Source organism: Halobacillus mangrovi (assembly GCF_002097535.1).
In the GTDB taxonomy this organism is placed as follows: domain Bacteria; phylum Bacillota; class Bacilli; order Bacillales; family Halobacillaceae; genus Halobacillus; species Halobacillus mangrovi_A.
Map to the genome: position 1 here is coordinate 2,727,274 of NZ_CP020772.1, position 14,817 is coordinate 2,742,090.

Sequence of the window (14,817 nt, forward strand, 5' to 3'; positions counted from 1 at the left end):
AAAGCGCATGTAATTGTATTTATCAACCCCTAAATAATAAGCCAGAAAGAGGTGCCTCCTTCTGGCTTAAGAGAAATATTGAAATTGGGCTTCAACCCTTGCAACAATCTCCTGCTGCCCTGGTTCGATTGGAGTGGGAGCTGCAGCGCTCATCACCTCAGCTTTTGGATAAGGACGGATGGGAGCTATCTCACTTCCTCCCTTTTCAATCACTTTCACAGGGGTCTGGTCCAAATTTAATTGCATTGTGTTCGCAATGGTCTGGGCGTGTGCGAGTGCTTGCCCTAACGCTATCCTTAAGGCTTCTTGATAATATTGCTCTGGATTTTTCAAGGTGAATTGTATGTTGGAAACCCTGTTTGCCCCATTAGAAACGGCCAAATCGATGATGGCACCTGTTTTATCGATTTCCTCCACTCTTATAGAGAGAATGTGAGTGACTTGATAACCACGGAATTGCTGCTTGCCATCTACATAATCATATTCAGGAAAAATATAATAATCGGCCGTTTGAATATTCTCTTCAGGAATGCCTGCTTGAATTAATGTTTGGGTAATCTGATTGATTGTTTCGGCATTCGCCTTCTGGGCCTCCTGTAATTCACGATTGTTTGTCTCTACACCAAAGCGGAGAATGGCTACATCTGGCCTTGCCACTACCTTTCCTGTTCCGTTTACCGTCATCACCCGTGCTTCTCCATGATTCCGGTTCATTTGAGGATAATAGTACAAAATCGGAACCCCCTTCCCTTGAAGCTTCTTCTACATTTGATGACTCTATAAAAGAAATTATGCCGGACAATTAAAAGAGCCCCCATTTTAAAGAGGGCTATCAAGCTTATTTTAATTTGTCATACAAGCGCATAAGCGCAACAGCAAATTCTGCACGGGTAAGATTTTTGTCCGGCAAAAAGCGACCATCTGGATACCCATTTAATAGACCAAGGTCTTTTGCCCGTTTAACTGCATCTGCATAATAGGAGTCAGGCGGGACGTCACTGAAATCAGTCTCATCCTCGTTCGAAGGTGGGATATAAGAGACATTGAAGTATTCGCAGATTCCTTTGGCGTGTTCCACTGCTACCTCACGTTGAAAAGATTCATTTATCATAAGCAAAGCTTCTTCTTTATTGTCCATAAACCCATTTTCCGTCAGTATTGCAGGCATGTTCGTTTCACGAAGCACGTGAAAGTCCGCCTCTTTAATTCCACGCCAGTTTTGCTTCGTTCCTTGGCGAAGATATTTACCTACAGCTGTAGCAAGTTTTCCTGACTCTGCGTTTAAGTTACCTGGGTACACATAGATTTCTATTCCACTGGGGTTTTGTCCAGAAAACGAACCATCAAATGCATTATAATGAATAGAAACGTAAATGTCTGCTTTCCGAACATTCGCTAAATCCGTTCTTTTCACTAAAGGGATATCTTCATCTGTTGGAGCAACAAGTAGTGTAGCAAACCCGCACCTCTCAAGTTCCTGTCTCAAGATTCTTACAACCGCTCGGTTAAACTCATTTTCTTTAATTGACCTTCCTAATTCAGGTATAAACGGAGTACGTTTTCCAGCCGTATTCATACCATGGCCGTCATCCAACGCGATTAGTATTGTCATATTTTTCACTCTCTTAACTAATATTCAGGGATTTAAAAGGACCACGTATACCATTTGAATCCTATAATGAAAGCTTGTATACCGATTCATGAAAATACTTGTATATCCTCCAAAACCCTACTATCAGTAAATGCGCCAGTATTAAAAAGGGATTGTGTGAATGAACCATTCTGTAAAAAAAGTCCTCGAGCATCAGCCCCAGGACTCTCTATTCTTCCTCCTCTTCAGAGGTCAGCTCTTTCCCGCTTCCCTTGAAGATTTTCATCGACTTGTTTTCAAATTTAACCGGATAGGTCACTTTATACTTCTTCACCTGTACTTCTCCGTCTTTCGTCTCTTCGGCAGTCAAAAACACAGTCACTTCGACGTATTCATCTATTGGATCAGCCACCAAGTTATCAACAGTCACAGACAAGGTGTTATAGTATCCTGACCTGAACTCTTCAAAAGACATTTCCTCCTGCTGAGTGCTGCCAAGCAAGGAATACGCCGTAACAAAGTCCCCTTGATTGATACTGTCATAAAAATAGTGGACCAAATAGGTCGCTTGCTCCGTCGGTGTTCCTGTTACCGGTGACTGAGGCTGATTATCGGTCAGTTCAGGGAAATCAGGCAAAGATTTCATTGGTTCAGCGCTCCAGTTATTAACCATCGGAAGGACACTGGCAATTGGTATGCTGAAACCGATAGACTCTTTTCCTAGCTTAGCCGAATTAATACCAATAACTTCCCCTGTATGGCTATCGATCAATGGCCCACCACTGTTGCCTGGAGAAATGGGAGCAGAAATTTGATACACATCCTTATATTCGAATGGATCTATGTTCAAATTACGGTTCAATCCACTGATTTCCCCGCGTGTCACAGTGTTTTGCATCCCTAGCGGACTGCCCAGGGCTAAAACTTCATCGAGAAGCTCTGCTCCACCCTCTGGTCGAATCGGTAACGGTTCTTTTCCTTTCAACCCTGGGACCCTAACCACCGCGACATCTGTGTCACGGCTGACCCCGATTACACTGCCCTGCATTTCTTTTGAATCAGCGGTTACCACCTTCACTTCATTTGAATTAGCGACTACGTGAGCGTTGGTGATCACGTCGCCCTGATCATTGTAAAGAAATCCTGATCCAATCGAGCCATCTTCAAGCTCAATCTGGACCACCAGTTTCTGAGATTCATAGATAATATCTTTCGTTTTTTTCGATACTTTTTCTTCACTATCTTCCGCACTGAGTGGCTCAGTTAATGCAGCTGTCGCACGCAGTTCTTCTGAGATGGAGTCAGATATAAAATAAACAGATACCCCTCCACATGCGAGAATCAGAATCGATAGTGAAAGGCTGATGATCCAAGCGCGTTTCACATCTCTTCCTCCTATTCTACTAACCATTCCAAGTCGGTCACTTCAACAGTATAATCACCCTTTTTCAAGTCATAATAGACTTTTTCAAAGGTTCCTTCGTCACCTGGATTCAAATATACAGGGTATACTTTTGCTGAATCTTCTTTTACCACTTCATCCTTTTCATTGCGAATTTCATAATTAGCTGTGACAGTACTGAGTATTTGGGTGGCTACACTTTTCACCTTTCCACTCAATTTAATATCTCCGTACTCGTCTTTCTTCATCTGGACATCTAAAACTTCAAGGGCAGCGTTCTGATTTTTCAATTCATCTTTTGCCGCCTGCTGCATGGCATCTTCCATACGATCTTGCTGTGCCTGCTCGAAAGATTCTCTTTCTTGCTTAATCCGTTCTTTCAACTGGATCAGCTTTTCATGGTTTGAGACATATTGAAGTCCCTGGTCCACGATGGCGACAGCCTCGTTATACTGTTTATCCTCCAACGCAGCCTCTGCCTTTTTTGTAGATAGAGAAACGATCTTTTCATTAATTTTTTTTCGTACCTTTGAAGTTTCTTCTAAATTTAAACCCGATAACGTATTAAGCTTGGCAGCAAGGTCATCCACCTGCGTCAACTTACTTAATTCATCATTGATTTGTCTAAGCGTAATCTGAGATTGAAGACGATTGGCTTCTGGAGTGAGAGTTGAAAAAAGTTTACTTTGTTCATCCTGAATTTGATTTTGAATCGCCGTCAGTTGTTCTTCTGCTTTATTTAAATGATTAGATTTTATTTGCTTCTCTACTTCCGTCATATCACTTTGAATTAACAACACCGTTTGTACTGCATCCAAGTTTTCCTGTAGCGGAGTAAAGTCAGGGCGTTTATCCACGGCCTTAATCAAGATTTTCTCAGCTTCTTTATATTCTCCGTCCAGCGCCAAACGCTCGGCTTTCTCATTATTCTGGATGACTTGTTCATTCACTTCTTGTTGATGAGTGTAGGTCCAAAATAGTCCGCCTGCAGTCAAAAGCAAAGCTAAAACAGGAACTAAAATGGGCCACAGAAATCTGGACTTCTTTTCTCCGCTTTCCTTATGTATGTGATTTCCTTCGTTATCTTTTAAACGCGTACCACACTGGGAGCAAAAACGGGAGTCCTCGTGTACTTCTTTCCCACAATGAGGGCAAAAAGTCATCGGCCCGTCCTCCTTTTTTCTAAACTTTCCACTATTTTTTGGAATTTCAAGCAATCAACCTCATTATAGCATGATAATCTAATGAGTCGAAAACAAAAAATTGAACCATTTTACCCCATTTCCCGTATTCGTTTCCTTTTCCAATTATGACAACTTTTAAAAAAACCGTGAGAGACGCACTGCCCGATTCTCTGCTTATGCATAAAATGAGATATCCCAAGCGAGAGGAGTGTAAGTATGAGCAATCAAGCTAATAACAACAAACAGCCAAAACGTAAGCCCTCACGCAAATCCTGTTGTGGTAAAAAAAGAAAAGGCACATCTAGATAAGATCTGAAAGAGTCGCTGATGGAAAGAGCGACTCTTACCACTTTAGCACTATTTACCATCGTTGATTGTAATTAAAATGTAACATAAATGTATCTGCACTGTACTTGAGTATAGGATTTATGACCTGTTATACTCCTCTCAGTTAACCTTTGAAAGGGGTAAAAAAGTCATGAAGAAATCATTCATTTTATTATTTACAGTGGCTTTATATACGCTTGGTTTGTTGAACTTCGGCTCGCAAACGTACACCTCAATTCATGCAGATGAAATAGACGAGCCATCTAAGAAAGAAACAACAGCTATGGAGCTGAAAACAATAAGTCTAGACGAAAAAGAAAAAGAGCACAAGCGTTTTGATATGAAGCAAAAGGATGAGAAAAACCAGGCTGCAAAAGCTGACGTTAAAAGAACGGTGAACGTAGAAGCAACTGCTTATACAGCTTTTTGTGAAGGATGCAGCGGAACCACTTATACAGGCATCGATCTCCGGGCCAATCCTGACAAGAAAGTAATCGCAGTCGATCCAGACGTTATCCCACTCGGTTCAAAAGTAAGAGTTCCTGGTTATGGAGTAGCCGTAGCAGGTGATATCGGCGGAGATATTGAAGGTCATCGTATTGATGTGTTTATACCGCAAGAAGGAAAAGCCTTCGAATTCGGCAGAAAGCAAATCAAAGTTGAAATCCTTGAATCATAAATCACAACAGCCCAGCTCTGCAGGCTAAAGAGCTGGGCTTTTTCTTATCAGTCTCTGGAAAATCTTGTTCTTTTAGCACAGCGATCGAGATAAAAACTTTCTACACCACTTGTGTGCAGAGCAACCCCGTCTTCTAGAAACCACCATGTTCCTCTATCAAGCTGCTTCACAATAAACTCTGTTGCTTCTCTTTCGTTCATGTCTTCACTTAATTCCAAATCATGTGTAACAACACGTTTACTGTCGAGCAGAAAAATAACATGCCATTCTCTTTTACTAGCCATATAAATTCCTCCTTTATATGTAAATAGTTATATTCTATTTACCCCAGCACTTTTTAGTTTAATCTACCTCTTCCATAAAATACGCAAAACAGAAAAAACTACGCCTTTTCAGACGTAGTTTCATGATCTTTATGTAGGGGGAGGTGCGCCAGATGTTCGCCACGAAGTTCTTCGACTTGATTTCAACGGAACAAGGAAAAACCAACGAGTGACATGTAGGCAAGCGACAGGTATAAGACATCCCTCCAATTAGTTTATAGATTGTCCTGTCTTCCGTTTCAGTTTACCACTTGTCCGAACGATTAGTGTTAAGTGTTCGTAAAAGTCAGTAAGAGTATTCTTTATAGTTCCATTATATGCAGAAAGCTTTACAAATAGACGAGCCATCCTTTAAAATAATTCACGTTTAATTACAGAGTAAACAAATAGGAATTAGGAGGTATTAAAATGGCTCAATTAATTACTCCGTCTAATCATTTAAATAAACAGGAAAAACAGTATTCAACTGAAATCGCTCCGTTGAATCCAATACAAAAACCACTTGTCTGGGTCGGTTTGATTGCCGCACTTATTCTATTTTTCAGTATTGTAAGTGTAACCACATTTACTCAAGGCATTCTTTTCATAATCGGTTTAGGTTTCGGGCTTGCATTGCTCTATGCCCGTTTCGGATTCACTTCAGCTTTCAGAAGACTGATATCTGTTGGAAATGTCCAAGGATTACAAGCTCATATGCTGATGCTTGCCGTTGCTACGACCCTTTTCGCTATTATTTTATCAACAGGTTTTAGTTTTACTGGACAAGGGCCTCAAGGATACGTGTTTCCTGTCGGACTTAGTGTTGTGGCTGGATCATTTATGTTTGGTGCGGGAATGCAAATGGGTTCTGGCTGTGCATCTGGCACCCTCTATACGGTCGGAGGCGGAAAATCTTCCATGGTTCTTACCCTCTTTGGATTTATCGCTGGATCAGTCCTTGGAGCTTATCATATTGGGTTTTGGCGTGAGCTTCCATCCTTGCCAGGCATCTCTCTTGCTGAGAGCACAGGATTGGGATACTTTGGGGGCTGGATCTTACAAATGGCTATCTTTTTGGGAATTTACGGGCTGACCTTGAAAATTGCTAAGAAAAAAAACCCACCTAGAATGAAGCCTCTCGCGACAACTACTGGGCTTAAAAAGTTATGGAGAGGTGCATGGCCGCTGCTTCTTGCAGCTGTTATTTTAGGTTTGCTAAACGCCTTGACGTTAACGATAAGAGGAAATCCTTGGGGCATTACCTCAGCGTTTGCCTTATGGGGTTCTAAGTTCTTGCAAATGTTTGGTGTCGATGTCGCAAGCTGGACGTATTGGCAGGGAAATGATGCATTGAGTAAGTCTGTACTCGCAGACTCTACAAGTGTCATGAACTTCGGGATCATACTCGGTGCATTCATTGCTGCCGCTTTTCAAGGCAACTTCAAGCCAGGAAAAATTAAGCCAGGAATTGCAGCGGCTTCCACCTTTGGAGGGGTACTGATGGGTTATGGTGCACGCCTTGCTTTTGGCTGCAATATAGGTGCATACTTTGGCGGGATCGCATCCTTCAGTCTTCACGGCTGGGTTTGGATGATCATGGCACTGCTCGGAACGTATCTAGCCTTGTTTATTCGTCCCCTTTTCGGACTAAAAAACCCAAGTCCTAAAGACTCCATTTGTTAAGTATAAAATCTCAGAGCACCGCTCTGAGATTTTTTTGCAAATAGAGAATCTCATCGATCTAGCTTACCCTAGCTAAGTGATGAAGATTCCTTTTCGGATTTTAACAGGTAGACCTCATTTACACCTATTCCATCTCTTTTCCTTTTCCACGCAAGCGACAATAACGAAGCGTCCTTTGAAATCAGTGATGCTGCCTCATACGATCTAATCTTCGGTAACAACATTTATACTAAAATAGACGCTTATCCTCTAAAGATAAGCGCCTATCATTACCCACGCGCGGTTTGCTCATGCTTTCCTTGTGGATTAACTTGCGTTTGCTTTTCGCGTATTGGATTTTTTATGAAGAAGGATAATCCAAGTCCAACAATCGCTGTTATCCCAGCTACAATAAAGGACACATTTACTCCATGTACGAAACCAGCAACGCCCTCAGAAGGCTGAGCTGATGTAGTCATTACTGTGACAAGTAAGGCTGTACCTACGGCTCCTGAGACTTGACGCATTGTATTGTTCATAGCTGTTCCGTGCGGGATTAATCTCTGTGGCAGCTGATTTAAGCCAGCTGTAGTCACCGGCATCATAACCATCGCTACACCTAACATCCGAACAGCGTTCACAATTGCTAAATAAGTAAACGTTGTTTGCGGCGTTAAGTTTGTAAACATAAAGGTCGTGACTGTGAGAATAAACAGCCCGATAATTGCAAGCCATCTGGCTCCGAACTTATCAAACAGCCTCCCTGTAATAGGGTTCATGAACCCCATGATTAAAGCTCCCGGTAAGAGCATGAGCCCGGATTCAAACGCAGAAAATCCTAACATGTCCTGCATCAGAATAGGCAATACAGTGGCAGCACCAATCATGGCAATGAATACGACCATCCCCAGAGCCGTAGTCAGCGTAAACATATTAAATTTAAAAACACGAAATTCAAGAATCGGCTGTTTAAGTTTGAATTGACGAAAAATGAATAAGGTCAAGGAGGTGGCTCCTAAAATCAGTGATATTAGGACCTGGGTGCTTCCCCATCCGTTTGTACCTGCGATACTGAACCCGTACAAAATCCCACCGAAACCTAAGGAAGATAAAATGATTGATAGAATATCCAGTTTCGGATACGTCTGTTTTGTCACATTTTTAAGAATAAAATAAGCGACAATAAAATCAATGATAACAATAGGCAAAATAACGTAGAATAAGCTTCTCCACGGAAACTGTTCTACTAGCCAACCGGATAATGTTGGACCAATAGCTGGAGCAAAGGAAATGACGAGTCCAAACATCCCCATAGCTGCTCCCCTTTTTTCTAAAGGAAAAATAAGAAACAAAATCGTCTGCATAAGCGGCATGATGATCCCTGCTCCTGATGCCTGAACAACCCGTCCAACCATTAAGATACTAAAGTTGGGAGCAATGGCGCATATCAATGTACCGACTGCAAAAAGCCCCATAGCTGTTAGGAACAATCGTCTTGTGGTAAACCGTTCAATCAAAAAAGCAGTAATCGGAATCATAACGCCGTTGACGAGCATAAAAACCGATGTCAACCACTGAGCTGTACTAGCTTCTAAATTCAGATCTTTCATTATAGGTGGCAAAGCCGTACCCAGCAAGGTCTGGTTCAAAATAGCAGCAAAAGCACCTGAAATGAGTACGATAATCAATGGTACTTTATTTATTTCCTGCGGGTTAGCTGTGTCTTGATGGTTGTCCATTTTTATCCTTCTTTCTTATTCGCATAAACCTGTTCTTACCAGGTTGATCTCTTTTTCATATTTCTTCAAAGCTTCTTCTTTTGAAAAATCATTGGAGACACAATGAACAAGGTTATGAAAAGTCACGGCAATCACAACTTGCATCACATGGTAAAATTCTTTCTCGTCCACAACGTTCAAAGCATCCGTATTAACAAGGTCATATATGTTCTGAGTTCGTTCATCTTTCTCTTTTTCAGACAAGTATTTCGTAAATGTATGCTCAATCTTGTAATTCATATTTAACAGCACATTTCGGATAAAATTAATTTTTCCATTATCCAGAGAATACTCGAATACCTCTTGATAGATTTCCTTTACTGCAGCAAAAAGATCGCCCTTATACTTTTCTAAATTGGCTAGGAAATTGGCATGCCTCTCCTTTGCATGCTCATTCAGTAAATAGAAAAAGGCATCTTCCTTGTCTTCAAAGTATTGATAAAAACTCCCTCGTGGAATTTCTGCTTTTTTTAAGATGTTCGCAATCGAAGCTTCATACAAAGAGACGCGCGAGAATTCTTGTTTGGCCGCTTCAATCAATATTTTTTTCTTTTCTTCGTTTAAGTTGTAAAAGGTCTTCTTCGGCATTTTAGATCTCCTCATCATTTTGTGACACTGTGTCACATTGAACATTAATTACTATAAGTGACACCGTGTCATATGTCAACAATGAAGCACTTATGTATTTGCAGATAGTTACTCGTATAGAATTTCTTCTAGTTCTTGAAGATAGAAAAGGATGGATTTAACAAGTTTGTATAAAGGAGCTTTTTATTGCATGGATATCTTTGAACTAATATTTAGACTCGCTCTCGCCTTTTTAACTCTCCTTGTACTGACAAGAATTATGGGCAGAAAAGAAAATTCCCAGATGACTTTTTTCAATTTTGTTTCGGCCATTTCTATCGGAACACTAGGTGCCTCGCTCGCTATTGATGCCACACTGAGTATTCGAAATGGGCTCATCGCACTTGTAGCCTGAAGTGCCTTTACCATTTTTCTTGGATATATCGATATTAAATCAAAGAAAGCTCGCACTTCTATTGAAGGCGAACCGATCATTCTAATAAGAAACGGGAAAATTATGGATGCTGCTTTACGAAAGACTCGTCTTGATATTGATGCCCTTAATGTTTTATTGAGAAAGAAGAATGTTTTTTCTATATCCGACGTTGACTATGCAAACTTTGAGACGGACGGGACTCTTTCGGTATTGAAGAGCCATATGAAGCAAACGGTCACTAAAGGCGACATGAATACTTCTACAAACCCAAACGAAATGTTTTCACTTCCTACAGCTGTTATAACAGCTGGCAAAGTGAATAGTCCGAACTTGAATAAGTTGAACCTAGACCAAAATTGGCTTGAGCAGCAGCTCAAGTTATCTGGAGTGAACTCTGTTGATGATGTATTCTATGCAGAGGTCCAAAAAGACGGTTCCTTATACGTAGACCGTAATGATGATATGCTTCATTAAGAAAAAGCTTATTCGATATTCAACTATATAGCAGAATAGTTGAATACTCGCTTTCGAGGTACTGTGAGCTTTCCGTTGCCCAAAGTAGAATTTGGAGGTCCGAGAAATCACTCGCTTTCCGTGGGCATGGGCTGAGCCTCCTCGAGCTAAAAGCTCTCCGGGGTCTCACCTATCATGTTCATCCCACAGGAGTCTCGCGATTTCTCGGACCTCCTTACCTCTGTAGGGAGGAACGGAAACGTTATTGTTACCGAAAACCTATCTGTAATTTTGGAAATCAGAACTTCCTTACTCCTGTTAAATGGGGCCGTTCCTTACACTATAGATGGGTTGGATGGAAAATGGGGAGACTCCCGCGGGAGAAGCACTTAGGCGAGACCCCACAGAGAGCGCAGCGAGCGAGGAGGCTCGCCAGTTCCCCCGCAGGAAAGTGTTCAAATGCGGAATCGCCCCGGTAGACACGACTCGCATAAGCAGAAAATCAAAAGGACTGCGCCTTTTCATTCCGTTGATTTCCCGCTTATGACACGAGTGACTGGGCGATGCAGCTAGACGAGTTATTTTCCAGCCATCCCTGCTGTCATTAACTTCCCAAACCCGCCTAGCTTTAGTATTTAGAGTGAGGCGAATTGAATTTCTATAAAGAAAACTTTTTGAAATTCATAGCAATCCTGTTCTCACAGGATACTTCCAAAGTGAATCATCAGAATTAAATGGATTTCTTCTACTTTTCATGCGTTTCCGTTCCGCCAATAAATAGCAAGGTGAGAGGGGGATGGGGAGACTCCTGTGGGAATGGAATGGCTGGCAAGACCCTACAGAGAGTATAGCGAACGAGGAGGCTTGCCGTCATCCCCGCGGAAAGCGAGCCATTTCCCCGAACACCTCTCTAGATTACTAGGTAACGGAAAGAGCCTCATCTAAACAAAGCCATTATTTTGAATTTAAGTCTTCTGGATAAGGAGGCTTTATTGAATGGGGAAATGAACTAAATAAGGTCCTGCCACTTAGGTGACAGGACCTTATTCACTTACCTATTCAATAGTTGTTGACACATTTCCCTTTAAAATAAATCCTGTTGAATTTTCTCGTACCCGGTTCTCCTACCGATTAGTTTCTCTCCTGCATCAATTTTAAAAAGGAAATAGATAGAAGAAATAGGATAAAACACGACGGGATAGCTATCAAAATGGTTACGGCTTGAAGTGTCGACAGGCTACCGATAAACAATAAGGCGGCTGGGGGAAGTAATAAAGAAAAGGCCCAGAACAAACGATTCCACCTTTCTGGATCACTGTCCACAGAACGCTGGGCTACAGCTGCAATGATATAGGAAGAGGTGTCATACGTCGTCGCGGTAAAGATCATGGATAACAAAGTAAACAATGCCACCATGCCCCCACCTAATGGAAGCGTGTGAATGATAGAAATAATCGCCTGGTGAGGGAGCCCTTCTTGAATAAAAGAGGTGACATTCAGGACATGGGATAACTGTAAAAAAAGACCGTAATTCCCAATGATACTGAAAAATAGCCAGCATCCTAGCGGACCGAATACAATGGTTCCTAAAATCATCTGCTGAATCGTTCTTCCTTTTGATACTTTCGCAATAAATAACCCGATCGAAGGAGCGTAAACGATCCACCACGCCCAATAGAACACCGTCCATTTTTCCGGAAAACCTGATTTACCGATCGGATCGATCCATGTATTCAGTCTGAAAAAGTTATTAGCAATTAGTCCAATACTATTCGTGGAGACCTCCATAATGAAGACTGTGGGGCCAAGAATAAAAATCAGGGACAAAAAGAGCAGAATTAAGTATAGATTTATGTTACTCAGGGTTTTTATCCCTTTTTCTAGACCAACATATACGCTACCCGCAAAAAGAAGCGAACAAACCATAAGAATCATTAGGTTCATCTGAAAACTTTCCTGGATCCCTGTTACCTGGCTGACGCCTGCGGTCATCATTGGAACACTTATTCCAAGAGTCGTGCCAGAAGCTCCTAACAATCCGAGGACAAAAAATAAGTCAATTCCCTTCCCTACCCACGTATCTGAATAATGACGTAAGATAGGACGGCAGGCTTCACTGATCTTAAGAATCGGCTGTCCCTTTACATGATAAATGTAGGCAATCGGTAATGCAGGCAAAGTATAAATCGCCCATGCCGTCGGGCCATGATGAAACATTCCGTAAGCAGCACTCCATTCAATTGCACTTGCGGTATTTTGCGCTAGCCCCAGGGGAGGGTCTACCATGTGAAATCCCCATTCAATCGTCCCCCAGTACATAATTCCAGAACCAATTCCAGCACAGAAAATCATAGCAATCCAACTTAAGCTTGAAAAAGCAGGTCTCTCCTGCTCTTTTCCTAATTTAATATTTCCGTATGAGCTGAATGCGACCCACAGTAGAAAGAGTAAAGCAGACATTCCCGCCCACAAAAAAACGATGCCCACAGCTTCATTGATCTGTATACGGATGGTATCAAACCATAGGTAGAGGGTCTCAGGAAATAAAAAAATGGAACTGCACACAACCGTCAAAAATAGTAGAGTTACAATAAAAAAGTGCCAATCAATGACCGTTTTTTTCACAAAGTAAAACCCCTTTGAAAAGACTGGCCTTTTTCTTTCTGGCTTGTACTATTTTTATTCGGATTGCTATCCAATAGAACACTGGAATATCTTAATCTTTAAAACATTAACGATGGTCTTAAGCACTTCTTTATGTAATATGAAATACCCCCACTACTCCGGCTCAGGTCCGAACTGTTTATTTAATACTTTCATAAAAAACAATTCTATTTCCAAATGGATCTCCAATCCGAATTTCTCTCGTACTCCAAGGAGTAGTTTCTACTCCAGGACGAGCATATTTATATTGTTTTGCACTCAACTTGGAATGAAGAGCATCTAAATTTCCTACTTCAATTCTAATTGAAGCTCCAGGACAGCAATCTCCATAATGCTCTGTCAGCTGGATAACACATTGATCAAAAGATACCTGCATGTAGAGCGGGAAGTCATTTTCAAATCTAAACTCCCAATCCAGCTTAAATTCTAAAAACGTTAAATAGAACTCTTTGGCTTTATCTTCATCAAATATCCGAAAAACAGGCGTGGGTGTTTTCATTACTAGTTCATCAGTGTTCATATAATTCCTCACCTTTTCTATTAATTTTTCATTTGGATAACATGAATATCAAACTATGTATTACACTACAGCCTCTATATCAATTCCATATTGGTCATCGGGATACCTCTTCTCTATAGAAGTTTTCTTGTTTTAAGAGCATTTACAGATTATGAGCAAGAAACCTATTCGTAGATTTCAAACCATTTAACGTTCAGCTGCTCCACGAGTAAGATATGCTTCCCTAAGAAATTAAGTTAAATTTGGCGAATCCTATTGCATTTTATTTTCGTATAATCAAGAAAAGGAGGAAAAGTCATGTTTAAAAAACTTTTAGCAAGTGTAGGTGTAGGCGCAGCAAAGGTGGATACGCAGCTAGAAAAAGAACATTTTATACCAGGGGAAGACGTCCATGGCAAGGTAGTGATAAAAGGCGGAGATGTTGACCAAACCATCGATTCTATCCATATATTCCTCATGACAGAAGCGGTCCGAGAAGTGGATGACCGAAAAGTTAAAGAAAAAGTAGCCCTGCAAAAGTATCCGATTACTAAGCAGGAAACGATTAAGGAAGGCGAAACAAAAGAAATTCCATTCTCCATCAAGATTCCTTATCATGCTCCTGCATCTCTCGGAAGACTTCCAATTTGGTTTGAAACAGGGCTCGATATTCCCAGGGCTCTAGATCCAGAAGATAGAGATCCGATCAAGGTTGCTCCACACCCTTACATTGAGAGTGTGCTAGATGCCCTAAGTCACCTGGGGTTCCAGCTTAGGAAAGTCGAGATGGAGTCATCTAAACGCTTCGGTTATGTTCAAGAATTTGAATTCACCCCTGGCGGAGAGTACCGTTCATACTTAGACGAACTAGAAGTGATCTTCTTTTTACAAAAAAATCATGTTGATGTCATGATTGAAGTCGATCGCCGTGCTCGAGGTCTTGGAGGGTTATTTGCAGAAGCTTTAGAAATGGATGAGAGCCGAGCTAAAGTTACTTTTTCCAGCCAGGAACTGAATGGGCCATTAGATGCTGTAACACGAAAGCTGCAACACATGATTGATCAATATAAACAGTAAGCAGGATATTGGATAAGCGTGCAAGATTGTAACCGGACAACTTGAATAATTAGTTCATCCCTATTCATGAGTGACATCCTTAGCAAAATTATCCACTATCCTACATAAATAAAACGTCTAGGCTCCGCACCTAGACGTTTATTTGTGCTAATAACTTGTATCCTTAGTGATAGAGTATAAATATAAATTCATCGAT

General features: G+C 41.2%; 14 protein-coding genes. 5 read left to right on the plus strand and 9 right to left on the minus strand.

Features of this window, described 5'->3' with window-relative positions; all coding sequences use genetic code 11:
* Nucleotides 1-66: 66 nt before the first annotated feature.
* From HM131_RS13445 to HM131_RS13460, 4 genes are all read right to left on the minus strand, one after another.
* A complete protein-coding gene (locus tag HM131_RS13445) occupies nucleotides 67-732 on the minus strand; it encodes an SIMPL domain-containing protein (RefSeq protein WP_085030252.1) in 666 nt (221 codons plus the stop codon).
* Nucleotides 733-838: 106 nt separating this feature from the next.
* Nucleotides 839-1,612, minus strand: a complete 774-nt coding sequence (locus tag HM131_RS13450) for an N-acetylmuramoyl-L-alanine amidase (RefSeq protein WP_085030253.1) — start codon at nucleotides 1,610-1,612, stop codon at nucleotides 839-841.
* A 208-nt stretch (nucleotides 1,613-1,820) separates the two neighbouring features.
* Complete coding sequence (locus HM131_RS13455) at nucleotides 1,821-2,975, minus strand: S1C family serine protease (protein ID WP_085030254.1); 1,155 nt, start codon at nucleotides 2,973-2,975, stop codon at nucleotides 1,821-1,823.
* Between the two features lie 11 nt (nucleotides 2,976-2,986).
* Complete coding sequence (locus tag HM131_RS13460; RefSeq protein ID WP_085030255.1) at nucleotides 2,987-4,156, minus strand: zinc-ribbon domain-containing protein; 1,170 nt, start codon at nucleotides 4,154-4,156, stop codon at nucleotides 2,987-2,989.
* Between the two features lie 499 nt (nucleotides 4,157-4,655).
* Here HM131_RS13460 and HM131_RS21260 point away from each other — a divergent pair, with 499 nt between their 5' ends.
* Nucleotides 4,656-5,183, plus strand: coding sequence for a 3D domain-containing protein (locus HM131_RS21260; RefSeq protein ID WP_085030256.1), 528 nt, complete (start codon nucleotides 4,656-4,658; stop codon nucleotides 5,181-5,183).
* Between the two features lie 47 nt (nucleotides 5,184-5,230).
* On the opposite strand, the gene HM131_RS13470 is transcribed toward HM131_RS21260, so the two are convergent.
* Nucleotides 5,231-5,467, minus strand: a complete 237-nt coding sequence (locus HM131_RS13470; protein ID WP_085030257.1) for a hypothetical protein — start codon at nucleotides 5,465-5,467, stop codon at nucleotides 5,231-5,233.
* A 447-nt stretch (nucleotides 5,468-5,914) separates the two neighbouring features.
* Here HM131_RS13470 and HM131_RS13475 point away from each other — a divergent pair, with 447 nt between their 5' ends.
* Nucleotides 5,915-7,168, plus strand: a complete 1,254-nt coding sequence (locus HM131_RS13475; protein ID WP_085030258.1) for a YeeE/YedE family protein — start codon at nucleotides 5,915-5,917, stop codon at nucleotides 7,166-7,168.
* 269 nt (nucleotides 7,169-7,437) lie between these two features.
* Here HM131_RS13475 and HM131_RS13480 read toward each other — a convergent pair whose 3' ends face one another.
* Both HM131_RS13480 and HM131_RS13485 read right to left on the minus strand, forming a co-directional pair.
* Nucleotides 7,438-8,886, minus strand: coding sequence for an MDR family MFS transporter (locus HM131_RS13480; protein ID WP_085030259.1), 1,449 nt, complete (start codon nucleotides 8,884-8,886; stop codon nucleotides 7,438-7,440).
* A gap of 15 nt (nucleotides 8,887-8,901) precedes the next feature.
* Nucleotides 8,902-9,513 (minus strand): TetR/AcrR family transcriptional regulator, encoded by a 612-nt coding sequence (locus HM131_RS13485; protein WP_085030260.1) that lies wholly within the window; start codon nucleotides 9,511-9,513, stop codon nucleotides 8,902-8,904.
* A 190-nt stretch (nucleotides 9,514-9,703) separates the two neighbouring features.
* Here HM131_RS13485 and HM131_RS21265 point away from each other — a divergent pair, with 190 nt between their 5' ends.
* Together HM131_RS21265 and HM131_RS13490 are read left to right on the plus strand one after the other, a co-directional pair.
* Entirely contained in the window at nucleotides 9,704-9,907 is a 204-nt protein-coding gene (locus HM131_RS21265; RefSeq protein ID WP_332308709.1) for a DUF421 domain-containing protein, read from the plus strand.
* Between the two features lie 33 nt (nucleotides 9,908-9,940).
* Nucleotides 9,941-10,402, plus strand: coding sequence for a DUF421 domain-containing protein (locus HM131_RS13490; protein ID WP_332308742.1), 462 nt, complete (start codon nucleotides 9,941-9,943; stop codon nucleotides 10,400-10,402).
* Nucleotides 10,403-11,512: 1,110 nt separating this feature from the next.
* Here HM131_RS13490 and HM131_RS13495 read toward each other — a convergent pair.
* A complete protein-coding gene (locus tag HM131_RS13495) occupies nucleotides 11,513-13,006 on the minus strand; it encodes a BCCT family transporter (protein WP_085030261.1) in 1,494 nt (497 codons plus the stop codon).
* A 178-nt stretch (nucleotides 13,007-13,184) separates the two neighbouring features.
* Nucleotides 13,185-13,565, minus strand: coding sequence for a glyoxalase superfamily protein (locus HM131_RS13500; protein ID WP_085030262.1), 381 nt, complete (start codon nucleotides 13,563-13,565; stop codon nucleotides 13,185-13,187).
* A gap of 297 nt (nucleotides 13,566-13,862) precedes the next feature.
* Here HM131_RS13500 and HM131_RS13505 point away from each other — a divergent pair, with 297 nt between their 5' ends.
* Nucleotides 13,863-14,621, plus strand: coding sequence for a sporulation protein (locus HM131_RS13505; RefSeq protein ID WP_085030263.1), 759 nt, complete (start codon nucleotides 13,863-13,865; stop codon nucleotides 14,619-14,621).
* Nucleotides 14,622-14,817: the final 196 nt, after the last annotated feature.